The sequence below is a fragment of the Neobacillus bataviensis LMG 21833 genome, assembly GCF_000307875.1.
GTDB lineage: Bacteria > Bacillota > Bacilli > Bacillales > Cytobacillaceae > Neobacillus > Neobacillus bataviensis.
In genome coordinates, this window is sequence record NZ_AJLS01000041.1 from 20,438 (window position 1) to 38,175 (window position 17,738).

Below are 17,738 nucleotides of genomic sequence, written 5' to 3' on the forward strand. Positions count from 1 at the left end.
TCCGCTACATAGGTCGGGTATATTAACATAAACTAAGATTATCAAATAACTCAAAGGGTGAAATGTATGGCGATATGCCCGGTCTGCAATGGTTTAAGGGAGCTCAACTTATTTTGTACAAATTGCGGAGAACCTATGATGGAAAGCGGCAGACTTATGGATTATTACGATGATTATAGTCCATATATGGAGATAAATTTAATGAAAATGGAAGATGGGTATCCGGATACGAATTCAGGGGAAAAGTGTCCACATCTATACAGATGTTCTACTTGTCAATCAGATGAAGTCGTTTTTATAAAAGAATAATCCCCGTTAAAAGCTTAACGGGGATCACCACAGGAATATGATTATTTTTCAGTAAGGGTACGAATTCTTGATTCTGTATCGGCATCAAAGAAATGAGCCTTGTTTAAGTCAAACGCAAGGTCTACAGTATCGCCAGGATGGACATCTGCACGAGAGTCAAGGCGAGCAACGAAGTCCTGTCCACCAAAACTAGAATAGACCATTAATTCGGCACCTGTTAATTCCGCCACATCAATATTGGCTTTAATCTTAGTTCCAATAGATGCTTCAATAAATACAGGCTCGTCATGAATGTCTTCCGGGCGAACCCCAAGGATAATTGGTTTTCCAACATAACCTTGTTCACGAAGGAATTTCATTTTACCTTCCGGAACCGCAACGGAGACGTTTCCATTTACAAATTTTCCTTCTTCTAATTTACCATTAAAGAAGTTCATCGCAGGAGAACCGATAAAGCCGCCAACAAATACATTTTCCGGTTTTTCATATACTTCCTTAGGTGAACCGACCTGTTGAATAACTCCATCTTTCATTACAACCAATCTTGTCGCCATTGTCATGGCTTCTGTTTGGTCGTGGGTAACATAAATAGTAGTCGTATCCAAACGACGGTGAAGCTTGGCAATTTCCGCACGCATCGCAACACGAAGCTTTGCATCAAGGTTTGATAAAGGTTCGTCCATTAAGAATACTTTTGCATCCCGGACAATCGCACGGCCTAAGGCAACACGCTGACGCTGACCACCTGAAAGTGCTTTTGGTTTACGAGTTAAATACGCTTCTAAGCCAAGAATCTTTGCTGCTTCTTTTACGCGGCGATCGATTTCATCCTTTGGAAATTTACGAAGCTTTAAGCCGAAGGCCATATTATCATAAACTGTCATATGCGGATAAAGAGCGTAGTTCTGGAAAACCATCGCAATATCGCGATCTTTTGGCGCTACATCATTGACTCTTTTTCCATCAATATAGAAATCACCTTTTGAGATATCTTCAAGACCGGCAATCATCCGAAGTGTTGTGGATTTACCGCAGCCAGATGGGCCGACAAACACGATAAATTCCTTATCTTCAATATGCAAATTGAAATCCTCTACTGCGGTTACTTTATTATCGTAAACTTTATAAATATGATCTAATTTTAACTCTGCCATTTGGAATTCCTCCCTGGTTTTCTTGTACCTTTAGTTTACAGGGATAGGCATGAAAACCATATGGACAGGTTGCACAAAGAATGAAAACGCTTTTTTGGGCACATTGTCATCCTTCCTGTTGATTTTCAAAAAGTAGGCAGGCAAAGAAGACGGTAAACGCTCCATAAAAATCTTTTAACCCGATTCCAGTCTTCTCGGTAAATTTATCAATTCGGTATTGGAGTGTGTTGCGGTGAATATACAATTTTTTAGCCGTCATACTGGCATTTAAATTGTTTTCCAGAAACACTTTTATTGTAGAAAATAGTTCAGGATCATCATGAAATACCGCAACGATTTCCTGGCTGCCCCTTTTATTTAATTCGTCTGGCAAGTGATGTGCCAAATAGGCAGGGAAAACCCGTTCAAATGTAAATATTGCCGGATTGGTAAGTTTTGTCATAGCAAATGAAAAGTATTCCTTTTCCAATAGAAATTTTGCGCGAAGCTGATCAGAAAGGTGATGTAACTTTCCAACGAAAAAGGATATTTTTACATAAAAGTCGCTTGCCAATGTTTCCGACATCGCAATTAATTCTTCTTCAGAAAGCGTAATTTGCTTTTTCTCTTCAATAACCATTCCCCGGCTTCCATTCTCCCAAATAATAAGACAATTGTCCGTGAAAAATCCTTTTAAGGCGGATTCGATTTCCCCTTGGTTAACATCATTACCATTAATATGGAACTGAATCAATCGTATAAATGTCTCAGTGTGGGTTGGCGGGACAGGGGCATGTGAAAATAAAAAGTCATACCATGCCTTTTCCGTCGTAGAGGTCCTGGGTACCTGAAATGACTCTAAACTGTAAAGAGCTGTAAGCAACCTTAATTCTTTTTCACTCACATCCGTTTTAGGAATACCAATCCATTCGTTCTCGGCCTCACTAAAGAAGTAATAAAATTGTTCAGATGGTTGATTAGGTCGCTTGGAAAACAAGATGGAATTTTCATATAGTGATACTAATTTTTTCAGCAAGGTTCAATTCCCCATTATCAAATTTTTTCAATATAGGTTCTATTATACCAATTGTGAGTAAAGGGGTAAAAATAAAAGAGGCTGGGCCTATTTAATAGGGGCCAGCCTCTTGTAATGGCAATAAATATTAATCACACTCATATGGCGGTTGTTCCTGAACAAGATCGCGAGCTTCTTCAATATTTGTGGTATCATGACGAGCATGAACGGAGCCGCCGGACATACCCTCATTGATCATCCGGTCAATATCCAAATAGACCATATCTCTGCCTTCGTAAGTGGAACCTTCATTTGTTAGCTTTTCTTTTCCTTTTTCCATGACTAATCACCCTTTCCTAATTTTCAAACTTAGTTTGCGGAAAGGAGAATTTTTCATGCGCTGTAGGGTTATTTAGTTTTACTCGTAAACATGAAAAAGCATTAACTCATGAACTTGGCTTGTTAATGCCTCTAGATCTTCTTGTTCAGGTGTATTCGTGGTCCATTCAATTTTCCCCGTTTGGTGGTAGACGCCTGTATACCTTTGCTTTTTATGATAAAAGGAAAAATTCCAGCCCGGAATATTTTTATTTTCAAATAACGGCTTGAATTGGAAGTGCATGAGCATTTGTCTAGTCCCCCTTTGATTATATGCGGCATACTTATAGCTTACCTTTTTTGCGGAATTAGTTAAATGGAATTTTGATCATTTCTGAAACCTGCCAATTGCATGAATAAGTGGCAAAGCTGCTCAATTTTACCTTCTTCAATCTCCGTTTCATCAAAACTCATCGGTTTTGAATTTACTTCGTATAGATAATATTGACCTGTTTTACTTACACCGGCGTCAATAGAAAATTCCCCAAAATAACCGAACTGATCTGATAGGGCTTTGCCGACATGGGGGACAATGGTTTGAAAAAACTGATCGTGCTCGTCTGATTGCAAAAGCTTATAGGGAAGGAGTCTGCCGCCAGCTGGAATATGGGTGGTAACCGCCTGCTCATGAGACTGCCTGATCCCTACACCTGTTAACACGTAATCCTCATGGTTGGCATGTGCTAGGATTCGAAAATCAAAACGGTCTCCTTCATACTCTGCTGATTTGATCTCCTCCTGTGCCAGATAGTTTTTTTCAAGAAGCATCTTGTTCCAATGATCCCAAAAGTGGTGGAACGATTTATAGCTCTCTTGCTTATTAATTCCCTCTAGTGCAATTCGGGAAAAATCAGTCATCCTTAAACGAAAGATCCCTTTCCCTTTTGAAGATTGCCGCGGCTTTAAGTAAATTTCTTTATATTTATTTAAAAAAGAAAATAACCCCTTTTTATGATTAACAAGGATTGTTTGCGGCAAGTATTGCTTAAGTAGATCATGGTTTTTCAACAATTGATATAGTTCATATTTATCGATAAAACATGGGTTAAAAAAGGGGATGTTTCTTTCTTTTAAGATTGAAAAAAAGTTCTGGCTTTGCTCGTTCTGCTCTGATTTTCGAAACGGAATCCGATTGTAAACAAGATCAGGGTAGGGGAATCGTTTCTTAAGCCAGCGATTGTCTTCAGGTGAATACGTATACCCAATAATATACTTTTCCGCCGCGTCTTCAGGAATAAAGACAAAGCTTATTCCATTTAATGAAATAAGCTTTTTTTGCAGCTCAGTAAAAAGCGGGCCGTTCCCAGCGATGGTTCCATCGGCTTTCTGTGACGTCATAATGCCAATCAAAGGTGATAAATTATGTGCTTTCATTTAAATAGTTCCTCTGGATGTAATAAGGACTGCTCGGTAAGAAATACGGCAAAGCCAATTGATAATTTCCGTGTGAGGTAATCAAATTCTTTCAATTCCGGATGGCTGAAAATAGATCTTCCTGGTTTGGAATTGGCCTCAAAGAGCCATATCTCCCCGTTGCGATCGATGCCTAAATCAAAGCCAATCTCACCAATAATCCCCTCGACATTTGCATCAAGGGCGGTACTAAGCAGAAGCGCAGCATTCGAAAGCTTTTCCTTATATAGATCACATTCTTCCGCTGGGAAAATTTCATTGATTGTTTTAATATTCCCGCCGCTGCGGGCATGTGTCGTCACACTGCCAGAACCAGCAATTTTTGCTGCGATAGCGGTTACATGCCATTTTCCCTGATCGTCTTTATTCGTATGGACGCGAAAATCAACAGCACGCTGTTCGTTTCTGAGCAGGTGGATCCCTTGCTGTACGAGCATCTTTTCAAGTGCTTGATGAGCAAATACTGATTGGAACAATCGTTCTAAACTAGAATATTTTCGCAAACGGTTTACACCTTGGTTGTCTTGGTAGCGGCAATAATATACGTCAGTATGTTTGTCATAAATCACTTGATGTACACCAAGTCCAAGGCTGCCGTTTTTTGGTTTGATAAATACATGACCATATTTTGCGAGCATGGTTTCGATATCAGAAAAGGAGGTAAACGGATAGGTTTCAGGGAGATAATTCGTTATCGAAGCATCCTGCTGCAGTCGTTCATAAATATCCAGTTTATTGAAAAATCCGGGATTATACCACGGGATGAGATATTCTTTTTGTAGTCGTTCCCTTACCTTGATTAATTTCGGATTTCCTTCGCTTTTACGATTGGGAAGGCGGTCGTAAATGACATTTGGGAAAGGAACCGGGACGGTTTGCCAACCATCGTCATGAAAGAAGTATCCTTCAATGACCCCTTGCTCCCAGTCAATATGTTGCTCCCCAAAGACAAAAGGCAAGACCCCAACTGATTTATTGACAGAAAGCAGTTTTGAAAAAAACAATGTTCTTTCGCCAATAGGCTGCTGGGGTATGGAGGTAAATCCGGCAGTAAAGATCCCAACAAGCGGGCCAATATAGAGAACTTCATTTTCCACAAAGGCATGCAGTGGTACCTTAAAATGAGGAAACTGGATCGCCTCTTGAATTTTCCTGCTGATGACTATTCGATCATCCTGGTCGGGATGAGGGAGAAATTCAACCTCCATAGATTGCGACCCAAAAGCAATTCCTTTGATCTGCTTATCATAAACGAGTGCCGGTGGGCAAAAGATAATTAATTGATCGTTTTGTACAACTTCAATGAGATAATGTTTTCTCATAATTGGTCTTCCTTTCTATTTGCTCCGTCTGAGAAAGGTATTTTCCGTAAAGAAGTGGTGCATGGTAAAGGGTTTTCTGTAACTCCGGCCGGGTCTGTAACAGAACCTTTCTACCCGGTTTTGAATTGAGATCAAGAATCCATATAGATCCATCTTTAGCGATACCGATATCTACGCCAATTTCAAATAAGGGCAAAAACTCTTTTTCTAGAATAACAGGGAGCCTGCTAAGAATATAATCTAATTCCTGACGGATATATTCACCTTTAGCGGGTGGAACGGAGGAAAGCCATTCTGAAAAGGTGATGACTGTACCGCCGGCACTTAGGTTAGAAAGGATCCCGCCGGTGGTGCCAGTGCGAATTCCATTACCTCGTTCTACCCAAGCTCCATGCTCATTTTTTTGAAGAAGAGTGCGGATATCAAAAGGCTGCTGTTCATTATTGGACAGTTCAAGATACGGCTGTAAAAGATAGCCTCGCTGCTTCAACAATGGTTTAAGCCATTGAATGAGCTTGGTTTCATTTGGGAAAATTCGTGAAATAATCTTTTTTTGCTTTTCTGTTTTTACATGATAGGTTTTATCATTTTTCTTTACGTAATATATACCGTAACCTTGTGAGCCGTTTATCGGCTTTAAAATGACTTTTTTCATCGCTGTGAGTTCATTTAAAACGACCGCGGGTTCAGAAACGGATTGTGATCTTGGTAAATAGGATGATAAGGGCGTGTTTTTTACAGCATAATACAAGTCAAGTTTATTAGGCAGACCATAACCTAAAAAGGTAATATCATTTCTGCTTTTTAACCAAGAGACGATTGGCAGGCATTGATTAGAATGTTCATCCTCTCCGTAGAAGCAGCGGTCGTAAATGATGTTCGGGATCGGTAACTCCGCATCCATCCAGCACTTGGTTTCGGAGTCGAATTTTTGCCCCTTTACCTGAAGGGTGCGGGGGTTGATCGCAGATGGAACAAATCGAAAAACCTCCATGCCGCACGATTCAGCAACGCCGGCCATCTCATTTATATAAGAACGTTCACTTTCCATATTTAATGTCATGATTCCAAATATAATCAATTTGGATCCTCCTTTTCTAGAGCCGCATCAAAGGCTAGCTTCGAACAAAATTGGATAATCGCTTTAGCAGATGGCCTTATTTTTCCTAAACCATCTTCGAAGTTTTTCGACGGCTTAGAATTGACCTCGATTAACCAAGGTTTTCCTTCTCGGTCAACACCAATGTCGATGCCCAGTTCTCCCGTTATCCCTTCTGAGTGGCGGCTGATTACCTCAGCTGTTTCGAGGGCCAATTCCTTGATTAGTGCAAGTACATCTAAGGATTGCTTTTCACACATAGATGTTCGTAAAGCATTCAAGGGTCTTGTAAGCGTGCCGCCTTTTGCCAAATTGGAGACAAACTCCTTCTCCGCTGCAATTCTAGCTACAGTAGATGTTACGATCCATTGATCATTTCGATTTTTGTGGCATAGAACTCTAAAATCCATTGTCGTAGATTCATGCGTTATGAAGGCAATACCTTGTTGGATAATGTAGATTTGATGATGAAGCAGCGGTTTGATTTGTTGATATATTTCATCTAAGGAATATCTTTTATTAAAATGGTCAGACAGTTCTGATAATGAAGTTCGAAAGGTATAATGCTGATTATCTTCCTGGCTTACTTTGATAATATTTCTGCCTTGACTGCCATGAATGGGTTTAAGAAAAATAGATTCATATTTTTGGGCAAAATCATAAAATAGTTCTTTTGAACATATTTTTGTCTCAGGAATATAGGAATATAGCTGACTTTCAATACTTAACTTTTGGTGTACTTCCCATTTTGAAAGAAAGCGGTCATTAAAAAATGGAATCATGAATTGGTCAAGTTTTTGGCGAAACTGCTTATAAGGGTTTGAGTTTTCTAGTTTTCTGGAATGAATCCGGTTGTAAATGACATCTGGCAAGGGAAGCTTTGCCGGAACCCATTTTTCATCCACAAGGTAATAACCTGTGTCTGAAAATTTGTCAAATGAAAATACGTAAAAGAAGCCGCCATGCTCGACAATACCGTGATGAAGCTCTTCGCAAAACAAATGAATGGTGCGAAAGTGCGGTTCGTCCAACTGATTTTTTTTGAAATCGGTTAGTAAACCAATCACTGGCCCGAGTTTAAGCGTGTGACTTTTAGAAAAAACGATTGCTTGAAATGTATAGCATTGAATAGGAAGCTCAAAAGCCTTTATCATAAGTTCGGGAAGATGAATCTCATTAACTGCTATTTCTGCTATTTGTATTTCTGAGGAAATTGTTTTTTGCCCTACTGTGATGTTCAGCTTCCGGTTCTTGTTTAATTGTAAATGGGTAACCAATACGTTGGACATTTGGATTTGCCAATCTTTAATTGTCCATTTTTTAGGGATCAGTTTTATCCTTATCGGGGTTAATGAATATGACATGATCACTCCTCATTTGCAGGTAAATAGGCATTCATCATTGATATAGTAATGTATGTAAAGAGAATAATGATGGTGATATGAACATTCTCGCATTTAAATGAATAGTTTGTTATAGTTGTGAAGAATTATTTACTTAAAAAGGAGTGTCCATAAATGGCAATAAATTTATATGATTCCGCATATGCGTTAGAGACAGCGATCCGTCAAAGCGCTGAGTACACACAACTTCAGCAGGCCTATAACGAAGTGAATGCTGATCCGCAGGCAAAACAAATGTTTGACCAATTCCGTCAAATCCAAATGAATCTGCAGCAAAAACAAATGATGGGCCAGGATATTTCTGAACAAGAAATCCAACAGGCGCAGTCAACAGTAGGCCTTGTACAGCAAAATCCAAAAATTTCACATCTTATGGAAGCAGAGCAGCGGATGAGCATGATTATCGGTGAATTAAACAAGGTCATTATGAAACCATTAGAAGATTTATACGGAAACATGTAAACAAGAAATGCGCCAGCGCCCTCGTCAGCGGGCGCTGGAGCTGGACAATTCGATAAGCCCTCGGTATTCGTATCGAGGGCTTTTTACGTTCTGAGGGCATTTCCATCTTTCCTGTTCTATAAATGAGTGAAAGGTCATAAAAGTGAAAGAAAGGCAATTTCACCAAGAACAGGGGGCAACAACATGATTTATCGCTTACTCGCGTTAAATATTGATGGGACGCTTCTTCAAACGAATGGAAAAATTCATAAGTCAACAAGGGAAGCCATTGACTATGTCCAGCAAAAAGGAATTTATGTCACGCTAGTTACATCGCGTAGCTTTCCTTCCGCCAAAAAGGTGGCTAAGGCGTTAAAAATAAAAGCACCGCTGGTTACACATCAGGGGGCCTATATTGCTGGGGTAGAATCAAAACCGGTCTATGTAAAAAGAATCAATGAGGACATCACTTATGATACAGTTCGTTTTCTAGAGGCATTACCATGTCAAATCCGCCTTGTCCATGAACAATTTTCCTTAGCCAATAAGATAAAGCTGCACAATCATTTGTTAGCAAAAACGGTTTTTACTACAGGTGATCCTGTTTTCTATTCCCAACAATTTGTCTCTTCTTTGAGCGAGTATTTACATGACCAGCCGGTTACACCGCCAAAGATTGAGGTTTATTTTGAAGAGAAACGGGATTTAAAAGACGCTAAAAATGCACTAGGTAAAATGTTTACCGAGATAGATGTAATCGAGCTTGATTCCTTAAGGGTGGATATTGTTCCTGCCGGTGCCTCAAAGCTATCCGGCCTTTCCTATCTGGGTAGTCAACTAGGCATTCGCAAAAGTGAAATGGTCTATATCGGGGATGGTTTGGATGACATTCCTTTGATTGAAGCCGCAGGTCTTGGTGTATCAATGTGGAATGCCGACTTTGAGGTAAAGCGAGCTTCCGACTGGGTAACAAGATCAGAAAATGAACATGGTGTTGCCTATATGGTAAAGGAACACTTTCGCAAGCAGCAGCCAATTGAGTTTTTAAAAAAGATGAAAATAATAAGAAAATAACCTCAAAGTGATATCATCGGCAATTGCCTTTGGTATCTTTTGTTTTTGTAAATAAATCCACTGTATTGACCTTGTTTTCGCGATTCTGTACACTTAAGGAAGTTTAGACTGAAAAGGTGATATTATTGCGAATTTCAATACTAGGGATAGAGGATGAAAGATTCAACCGGCCGCTGCAGCTCATTGCCAATTTATTTTTTGAAGAAACGAAGATTATCAGGGGAAATGCTGAAGAAGCTGATATACAAATAATATTTAATTTGCAAGTCAAGAAAGATATCTCTGTTTCTGCCGAATTAACAGACAAAAGCGGAAAAATACTTGCCTCTGATTATCAAAAGGAAATGTTCCCGTCAGGTTCTGAAAAGGAAAGATTTAAACAAATAAAAAATGCGGTTGCCCATGTTTATTTAACAGTTCTTCAAGATTGGACAGGCATTACTCAAAAATGGGGCATTTTAACGGGAGTCAGACCAACCAAATTACTTCATCGTAAAGTGCGAGAAGGGGTACCGATACAGTTCGCTCATCAGCAATTAATGGATGATTACTTAATTACAGACGAAAAAATCGAGCTGATGCAGCAAATCGTTGACCGCCAGCTTGCTGTTGTTCCGGATCTGTATTCACTGCAAAAAGAAGTCAGTATTTATATTGGCATCCCCTTTTGCCCAACAAAATGTGCCTACTGTACATTTCCTGCCTATGCCATTAACGGCAGGCAAGGCTCTGTGGATTCATTCCTAGGCGGGCTCCATTATGAAATGAAGAAAATTGGTGCCTGGCTGAAGGAAAATGGAGTCCGGATTACAACGGTATACTATGGCGGCGGTACGCCAACGAGTATTACAGCAGAAGAGATGGATATGCTTTATGAGGAAATGTACTTGTCGTTTCCAGATGTAGAAAATATCCGTGAAATTACGGTTGAAGCGGGCCGGCCCGATACGATTACTCCTGAAAAATTAGAGATCTTGAAAAAGTGGCATATTGATCGAATCAGTATTAATCCGCAATCCTATACGCAAGAAACATTAAAGGCTATCGGAAGACATCATACCGTTACCGAAACAATTGAAAAATACCATTTAGCACGCGAAATGGGTATGAATAATATAAATATGGACTTAATTATCGGCCTGCCGGGTGAAGGGATATCAGAATTTGCCCATTCCTTAGCCGAAACGAAAAAGTTAATGCCTGAGTCTTTGACTGTCCATACGTTGTCATTCAAGCGGGCATCGGAAATGACTAAGAATAAAGCGAAATATAAGGTTGCTGAACGTGAAGAAGTCGAAAGTATGATGGAGCTTGCTCAGGATTGGACGAAAGATCACGGCTATGTCCCATATTATTTATACAGACAAAAGAACATTCTTGGCAATCTTGAGAATGTCGGCTACTCATTCCCTAATCAAGAAAGTATCTATAATATTATGATCATGGAAGAGCAGCAGACGATTATTGGACTTGGCTGCGGGGCAGCGAGCAAATTTATTGACCCGATTACCGGAAAAATTACACACTTTGCCAATCCAAAAGATCCAAAATCCTATAATGACGGCTTTGAAGCCTATACTAACGATAAAATAAAAATTCTAGACGGGTTATTCTCCTGCTTAAAATGAGCAGGGGGATTTTTTTGTTTTATGGTTCTTAATAAAGGATAAATTATTCCGAATGTCGAATACTTACATGGATTGCCCCATACACTTCAATGGGGTAAATAAAAACGCTTTCATTTTTGGAGGGGGAGAAAGTAGTTATGATGCAAACACCTTTAACGATGACCCAAATGATTGAGAGGGCAGAAAAGTATTTTCCAAAGAAACAAGTGGTATCAAGGACGGCAAGCGGCATCCACAGATTTACCTATAAACAAGTTGCCGAAAGAACGAGGAGACTTGCCAATAGCCTATCCAAATTAGGAGTAACGAAAGGTGAAAAGGTAGGAACATTAGCCTGGAATCATCACCGCCACCTCGAGGCCTATTTTGCTGTTCCCTGTATGGGTGCCGTTTTGCATACAATCAACATTCGCTTATCACCTCAGCATATATCCTACATTATCAATCATGCAGAAGATAAGGTTCTTCTCGTTGACTCAGACATCCTGCCATTACTCGAAAGCTGCGCGGCAGAATTAAAATCGGTTAAGGCTTTTATTATTATGACCGATGAAAAAGAATTGCCGGAAACAAAACTCTCTCCTGTGTACCATTATGAAAAGCTTTTAGAAGAAGCAAATCCTGAATACAACTATCCAACAGATCTTAATGAAAATGATCCGGCTGGTATGTGCTATACATCTGCAACAACAGGAAACCCAAAAGGCGTTGTCTATTCTCATCGAGCGATTTTTCTCCACAGTATGGCATTAGGCCTTGCCGACAGTGCTGCCATAAGTGAAAAAGATATTGCATTGACAGTTGTCCCCATGTTCCATGCCAATGCCTGGGGAATGCCGTTTGCTGGAGTTTGGTTTGGGACAACGCTTGTGCTTCCAGGGCCATATTTCACGCCTAAATTATTGGCGGAGTTGATTGAACAAGAAAAGGTTACCATTACGAGCGGTGTTCCAACAATCTGGCTTGGATTACTTAAAGAACTTGATGAAGGTTCCTATGATTTGAGCAGTTTACGAGGCATTCTATGCGGTGGATCGGCAGCACCAAAAGGGATGATTAAGGCCTTTGAACAAAAATATAATGTACCTTTCATGCACGCATATGGAATGACAGAAACAAGTCCGCTAGCGCTATTTTCCACTCTAAAAAGCTACCAAGAAGAATTAAATTATGAAGATAGACTAGAATTGCGGGCAAAACAAGGAACCATTGTTCCAGGGTTAGAAATGAAAGTCCTTGGGAAGGATGGCGAAGTCTCCTGGGATGGAAAAGAAATGGGGGAATTATGCCTCCGCGGTCCATGGATTGCCTCTGAATACTATAAAGATGAACGGACAAAGGATGCCTTCCACGATGGCTGGCTCCATACAGGTGATGTCGTCACGATTGATGAAGAGGGATTTGTAAAAATCGTTGACCGGACAAAGGATTTAATCAAAAGTGGTGGTGAGTGGATTTCATCGGTGGATTTAGAAAATGCTCTAATGGCACATGAGTCAGTATTTGAAGCGGCCGTTGTCGCAATACCTCATGAAAAATGGCAGGAACGGCCACTTGCGTGTGTCGTCTTAAAGGATGCATTTAAAGGGAAAACGACAAAAGAAGAATTGCTAGAATTTCTGACACCACAGTTTGCTAAATGGTGGATTCCAGATGAAATCCTCTTCCTTGAGGAAATTCCGAAGACTTCAGTTGGAAAATTTCTGAAGATGGCCTTACGTGATCAGGTTCAAAAAGAAGTATCGCGAAAAAGTTAATGAAAAGGGGGCAGGGGATTTTTCCTTTGCCTTTTGCTTTGGCTTTTTAATGAGGAAAGAAAATTCAATATATTAAGAAAGCTTGTTTTTATTCTTGGTCATTCCATATATAATGGAATTGAATGAATGTAAAGGGGGAATTTGCCGTGTCAATCAATTTTGTAACGGATAAGGTAAATTTGCGGGTCGATGGCCGCGTTGCTACACTGGAAATGAACAGACCGGAAACATTAAACGCGATGGATACAGATGTCATTAAGGGGCTTGTTTGCAAACTAAAGGAATTAAGTGATTCTGATGATGTCGATATTGTTGTCCTAACAGGCAAGGGGAGAGCCTTTTCAGCTGGCGGCGATATTAAAACAATGCTTTCAAACCTGAATGAGAGCGATTTCTTTCCAGTGATGGATTGCATAAGTGAATTAATCATCACTCTTTATAGCATGCCGAAACTTACCATAAGTGCTGTGTCGGGTGCCGCTGCGGGCTTGGGTTTTAGTTTAGCATTGGCGACAGACCATATTATCGCAGATAAAACTAGCATACTGGCAATGAATTTTATTGGTATTGGCTTGATTCCTGACGGCGGTGCTCATTTCTTTTTAGAAAAAAGATTAGGTGAGACAAAGGCCAAGCAGGTAATTTGGGATGGAAAAATGCTCGGTGCTGAAGAAGCGTTTAAGCTTGGGCTGATTCAAGAGGTAGCAGATCATGACCTTCAGGAGGCTTTGGATACGAGAATCGCAGATTGGCTAAGCCGTCCAGTTCAGGCAATGATTAAAACGAAAAAAATATTGGCTGAAAAGAATCGCCCGCAATTATTAAAAATGCTAGAGTTAGAAAAATTTGGCCAGCAAAAAATGCGGGAAACGATTGACCATCAAGAAGGAATCAAGGCATTTATTGAAAAAAGGAAACCACGATTTATAGGAAAATAAAAATAGTGGCGCATGAATGACTCATGCGCCTGCTTGTGTCACGAATGGAATAGCAAGAGCTTACCGGTAGGTGAAGTACAGCGATGTGTCTTTTCTAATAAGTTTTTCTCTGCTAATAGTTGTTCCCCTTGTTTTTTTGCTGCATCGTCATTTTCTGCCTGAAAGGTTTCGTCTACAAGCTTTTCTCCATTTGCTTCAAACGCGGTTAATTTATAAAACTTCATTACAAAAACCCCTTTAAAAAATTTATATATTACTATTTTTGCACAATTCTTAAAATAGTGCAAAAAGGAAAATGAAACCAATCTATGTTATATTCGTAATAAAGAAGGAAAGGAGTGTGGGGAAATGGTTCTTAAACTTGAACACGTTACTAAACGGTTTGGCCAATTTACGGCCGTTGACGATTTATCGTTAACGATCCCTGAAAAAGAAATGTTTGGTTTCTTAGGGGCAAACGGGGCTGGAAAGACAACTACGTTTCGGATGATCTTAGGTTTACTCGATAGTACCGCTGGAAAAATAACCTGGGATGAGCAGCCGATTGATTATTCTACCAGCCATTTAGTCGGTTATCTTCCCGAAGAAAGAGGATTATACCCGAAGCTAAAAGTTCGAGATCAAATCGTCTATTTAGCGAGATTAAGAGGGATGCAAAAGAGTGAGGCACTGATTGAATTAAAATCTTGGCTGGAGCGATTTAAAATTCCGGAGTATGAAAACAAAAAAGTTGAGGAGCTGTCAAAAGGGAACCAGCAGAAAATTCAATTCATTGCCGCTGTTGTACATAAACCCAAATTATTAATTCTCGACGAACCATTTAGCGGGCTTGATCCGGTCAATGTGGAAATGCTCAAGGATGCTGTCTTAAACCTTAAGCAAAATGGGGCAACCATAGTATTCTCCAGCCACCAAATGCATCATGTCGAGGAGATGTGCGAGCATCTTTGTATAATGCATAAAGGAAAGCCTGTCGTTCATGGAGCCTTAAAGGAGATTAAACGTGAGTTTGGCAAAAAGAATCTCATCATCCATGCTGATTTTTCTTTAGATTCATTGAAAGATTATCCTGGGGTTGTAAAAGCAACACCAACAATGGAAGGGATTCTTTTACAAATAGAAGGAGAGAAAGTGGCAGAAAGTATTTTAAAGGAGATAGTCGATAATGGATTCATCCGAAAATTTGCCCTCGAAGAGCCTTCTTTAAATGATATCTTTATCGAGAAAGTGGGTAATTCTTATGAATAGCTTTTGGATTATCTTATTTCATACCTATCTAAACAAACTGAAAAGTAAATCGTTCATCGTTACGACGGTCATCACTGTTTTGATTGTCCTCGCCCTAACAAATATTAATAATATAATAGGTTTATTTGATAAAAATGGCGGAAAAGAGAATGTTGCCGTACTTGATGAAAGCGGGCAGCTTTACGAACCTTTTAAACAACAGCTAAAATCAATTAACAAAGATATTAACCTAAAACTTTACAACGGTAGTGAGAAGGAAGCGGAGAAAGCAGTAGAAAAAGGGGATGTTTCCGGCGTTATTCAATTGGGGCTTAATGATGAAAAACTGCCAATAGCAACCTATAAAGCCATGAGCATCGCGGACTCCTCACTATTTAATGATTTACAAACAGCATTGCAGCAAGTCAAAACGATGTTGGCAGCTTCCCAGATTAATTTGGCACCGGCACAGCTTCAAAAGCTTTATGAACCTGTTTCTTTTGAAAAAGTGGCGCTTGAGAAGAATGCCAAAACAGAAGAGGAACTGAATCAGGCTCGGGGACTTGTTTACGTACTCCTATTTATCATTTATTTTGCGGTTATTATGTACGCTAATATGATTGCGATGGAGGTAGCTACAGAAAAGTCCTCACGGGTAATGGAAATATTAATTTCAAGTGTTTCACCAATCAAGCAAATGTTTGCGAAAATAGTAGGCATCGGTCTGTTAAGTCTGACGCAATTAGCAGCATTTCTGATAGTCGGTTACTTCTCGTTAACCAAAAACATGGAATCATTAAAAGAAGGCTTTTTTGGTGTTTACGGGTTTGGTGATATCCCAACGGCCACCATCATCTATGCCGTCATTTTCTTTATTCTCGGCTATTTCCTTTATGCGACGCTTGCAGCCTTTTTGGGTTCACTTGTCAGCCGGATTGAGGATGTACAGCAGATGATTACGCCAATGACGCTGATGGTAGTGGCAGGATTTATGATTGCGATGTTTGGACTTGGTAAACCTGATGCACCATTTATTACCGCCACGTCTTATATTCCCTTCTTCACACCGATGATTATGTTCTTGCGTGTCGGTATGCTGACAATCCCGGCTTGGGAGGCTATCTTGGGAATCGCTATACTCGTTGCAACCATTGCAGTCTTAGCCATATTTGGTGCCCGTGTCTATCGAGGCGGCGTCTTAATGTACGGGAAGTCTAATTCCTATAAAGATATTAAAAAGGCATTGCAATTGACAAAGAATAAATAGTTTTTAAGGCTTTACCGGGTTCGGTAAGGCCTTATATTATTTTTATATAAGAACGTGCATTCGTATTTCGAAGGTGATACAATGGAGAAAAGACGGTGAAAGGAATTTTTTATGAAAAAGATATCGTTTATTCATGCAGCGGATCTACATTTGGACAGTCCGATGATCGGATTAAAACATTTACCGGCCAATATCTTTTCTAGGGTGAAAGAAAGCACCTTTATAGCTTTGAACAAGCTGACGGCCGCTGCTATCGAGCAACAGGTTGATTTTGTCATCTTAGCGGGGGATTTATTCGATGGGGAGGATCGCAGCTTACGGGCGCAATCGCGTTTTCGAAAGGAAATGTTGAAGCTGGCTGAAAAGGAAATACCCGTTTATGTTGTTCATGGAAACCATGATCATTTGAATGGGTCTTGGGTGCATTTGGACATGCCGGCGAATGTTCATGTGTTTCATAGTGAAGTTGAAACAAAGGTGCTCCATACGAAGAGCGGTGGATGCGTCCATCTTTATGGCTTTAGTTACACAACACGGCATGTGTTCGATCGTAAAATAGATGATTATAAAAAGAAAGTGGGGGCAGATTTTCATATTGGTATTCTTCATGGTAATGAAAGTGCCGGAACGGAGCATGACAACTATGCCCCATTTTCGGTCAAGGATTTACAGGATAAAGACTTTGATTATTGGGCATTGGGACATATTCATAAACGGGCTGTTTTGGCTGAAAATCCCCCGATTATCTATCCAGGCAATATTCAAGGAAGAAATAAGAAAGAGTTGGGCAGTAAAGGATTTTATCATGTCACATTGACAGACCTTGATGCAAAAATGGATTTTATCGAATCATCCGATATGGTCTGGGAGGAAGTGATAATTGATGCTGCTGCAGCGAACAGTTTTCATGATGTTCTTCATTTATGCCAAACAACCATTAACACTATTCGAAGAGATCAAAGGGGAACACTGGTCACACTGTTTTTGAAAAATATGTATCTACCCGATGATCGTGAAAAAAGAAGCTTGAACGGGGAACTTCTAGAACTCTTATTAGAAGATGAAAAGGATGAGGAGTCCTTTGTTTGGATTGTGGACTTAACTATCACGGAAGGTCAGCAAATCGATAAAGAGCAATTAAAAACAGAAGCCAATTTTTATGCAGAGCTATTTGAAACCATTGATCATTTCGATCAGTTTGATTCCGCGTTAGCGCCTTTGTATGAGCATCCGTTAGGGAGAAAATATTTGTCCCATTTATCACTAGAAGAGAAAGATGAACTGCTTGAAAAGGCGGAGAAAATCCTCATTGAATTACTTTATCAATCATAAAG

At 39.8% G+C, this 17,738-nt stretch carries 17 protein-coding genes; 8 read left to right on the forward strand and 9 right to left on the reverse strand.

The features are described from left to right. Nucleotides 1-350: 350 nt before the first annotated feature. The 8 genes from BABA_RS05965 to BABA_RS06000 form a co-directional block, all read right to left on the reverse strand. A complete protein-coding gene (locus tag BABA_RS05965; RefSeq protein ID WP_007084240.1) occupies nt 351-1,463 on the reverse strand; it encodes an ABC transporter ATP-binding protein in 1,113 nt (370 codons plus the stop codon). Nucleotides 1,464-1,569: 106 nt separating this feature from the next. Continuing rightward, nucleotides 1,570-2,478 (reverse strand): PucR family transcriptional regulator, encoded by a 909-nt coding sequence (locus BABA_RS05970; protein WP_007084241.1) that lies wholly within the window; start codon nt 2,476-2,478, stop codon nt 1,570-1,572. A gap of 127 nt (nt 2,479-2,605) precedes the next feature. Next, nucleotides 2,606-2,797 (reverse strand): hypothetical protein, encoded by a 192-nt coding sequence (locus BABA_RS05975; protein ID WP_007084242.1) that lies wholly within the window; start codon nt 2,795-2,797, stop codon nt 2,606-2,608. A gap of 78 nt (nt 2,798-2,875) precedes the next feature. After that, a complete protein-coding gene (locus BABA_RS05980; protein WP_007084243.1) occupies nt 2,876-3,085 on the reverse strand; it encodes a YheE family protein in 210 nt (69 codons plus the stop codon). Nucleotides 3,086-3,147: 62 nt separating this feature from the next. Further along, a complete protein-coding gene (locus BABA_RS05985; protein WP_007084244.1) occupies nt 3,148-4,209 on the reverse strand; it encodes a YheC/YheD family endospore coat-associated protein in 1,062 nt (353 codons plus the stop codon). Then, nucleotides 4,206-5,570 (reverse strand): YheC/YheD family endospore coat-associated protein, encoded by a 1,365-nt coding sequence (locus tag BABA_RS05990; protein ID WP_007084245.1) that lies wholly within the window; start codon nt 5,568-5,570, stop codon nt 4,206-4,208. The genes BABA_RS05985 and BABA_RS05990 overlap by 4 nt, the downstream gene beginning before the upstream one ends. Further along, nucleotides 5,548-6,651, reverse strand: a complete 1,104-nt coding sequence (locus BABA_RS05995) for a YheC/YheD family endospore coat-associated protein (protein WP_007084246.1) — start codon at nt 6,649-6,651, stop codon at nt 5,548-5,550. Before BABA_RS05995 ends, BABA_RS05990 begins: the two co-directional genes overlap by 23 nt. After that, on the reverse strand, nt 6,648-8,033 hold the full coding sequence (locus BABA_RS06000) for a YheC/YheD family endospore coat-associated protein (protein WP_007084247.1): 1,386 nt from the start codon (nt 8,031-8,033) through the stop codon (nt 6,648-6,650). The genes BABA_RS05995 and BABA_RS06000 overlap by 4 nt, the downstream gene beginning before the upstream one ends. 153 nt (nt 8,034-8,186) lie before the next feature. Between BABA_RS06000 and BABA_RS06005 the strand changes: the two genes are divergently transcribed. The 5 genes from BABA_RS06005 to BABA_RS06025 all read left to right on the forward strand — a co-directional run bounded on the left by BABA_RS06005 (nt 8,187) and on the right by BABA_RS06025 (nt 13,910). After that, a complete protein-coding gene (locus tag BABA_RS06005; RefSeq protein ID WP_007084248.1) occupies nt 8,187-8,534 on the forward strand; it encodes a YlbF/YmcA family competence regulator in 348 nt (115 codons plus the stop codon). A 183-nt stretch (nt 8,535-8,717) separates the two neighbouring features. Beyond that, nucleotides 8,718-9,587, forward strand: a complete 870-nt coding sequence (locus BABA_RS06010) for a Cof-type HAD-IIB family hydrolase (RefSeq protein WP_007084249.1) — start codon at nt 8,718-8,720, stop codon at nt 9,585-9,587. Nucleotides 9,588-9,712: 125 nt separating this feature from the next. After that, nucleotides 9,713-11,215, forward strand: coding sequence for a coproporphyrinogen III oxidase (locus tag BABA_RS06015; protein WP_007084250.1), 1,503 nt, complete (start codon nt 9,713-9,715; stop codon nt 11,213-11,215). Between the two features lie 137 nt (nt 11,216-11,352). Further along, entirely contained in the window at nt 11,353-12,972 is a 1,620-nt protein-coding gene (locus BABA_RS06020) for a long-chain fatty acid--CoA ligase (RefSeq protein WP_007084251.1), read from the forward strand. 146 nt (nt 12,973-13,118) lie between these two features. Beyond that, complete coding sequence (locus BABA_RS06025) at nt 13,119-13,910, forward strand: enoyl-CoA hydratase (RefSeq protein ID WP_007084252.1); 792 nt, start codon at nt 13,119-13,121, stop codon at nt 13,908-13,910. A 38-nt stretch (nt 13,911-13,948) separates the two neighbouring features. On the opposite strand, the gene BABA_RS06030 is transcribed toward BABA_RS06025, so the two are convergent. Next, nucleotides 13,949-14,134 carry a YhzD family protein gene (locus tag BABA_RS06030; RefSeq protein ID WP_007084253.1) on the reverse strand — a complete coding sequence of 62 codons (186 nt, stop codon included), beginning with the start codon at nt 14,132-14,134 and terminating at the stop codon, nt 13,949-13,951. Nucleotides 14,135-14,258: 124 nt separating this feature from the next. On the opposite strand from BABA_RS06030, the gene BABA_RS06035 reads away from it, so the two are divergent. The 3 genes from BABA_RS06035 (at nt 14,259) to BABA_RS06045 (ending at nt 17,736) form a co-directional block, all read left to right on the forward strand. Further along, nucleotides 14,259-15,158 carry an ABC transporter ATP-binding protein gene (locus BABA_RS06035; protein ID WP_007084254.1) on the forward strand — a complete coding sequence of 300 codons (900 nt, stop codon included), beginning with the start codon at nt 14,259-14,261 and terminating at the stop codon, nt 15,156-15,158. Further along, nucleotides 15,151-16,404, forward strand: a complete 1,254-nt coding sequence (locus BABA_RS06040) for an ABC transporter permease (protein WP_007084255.1) — start codon at nt 15,151-15,153, stop codon at nt 16,402-16,404. The genes BABA_RS06035 and BABA_RS06040 overlap by 8 nt, the downstream gene beginning before the upstream one ends. 111 nt (nt 16,405-16,515) lie before the next feature. Continuing rightward, nucleotides 16,516-17,736 (forward strand): metallophosphoesterase family protein, encoded by a 1,221-nt coding sequence (locus tag BABA_RS06045; protein ID WP_007084256.1) that lies wholly within the window; start codon nt 16,516-16,518, stop codon nt 17,734-17,736. The last annotated feature ends 2 nt before the right edge of the window (nt 17,737-17,738 follow it).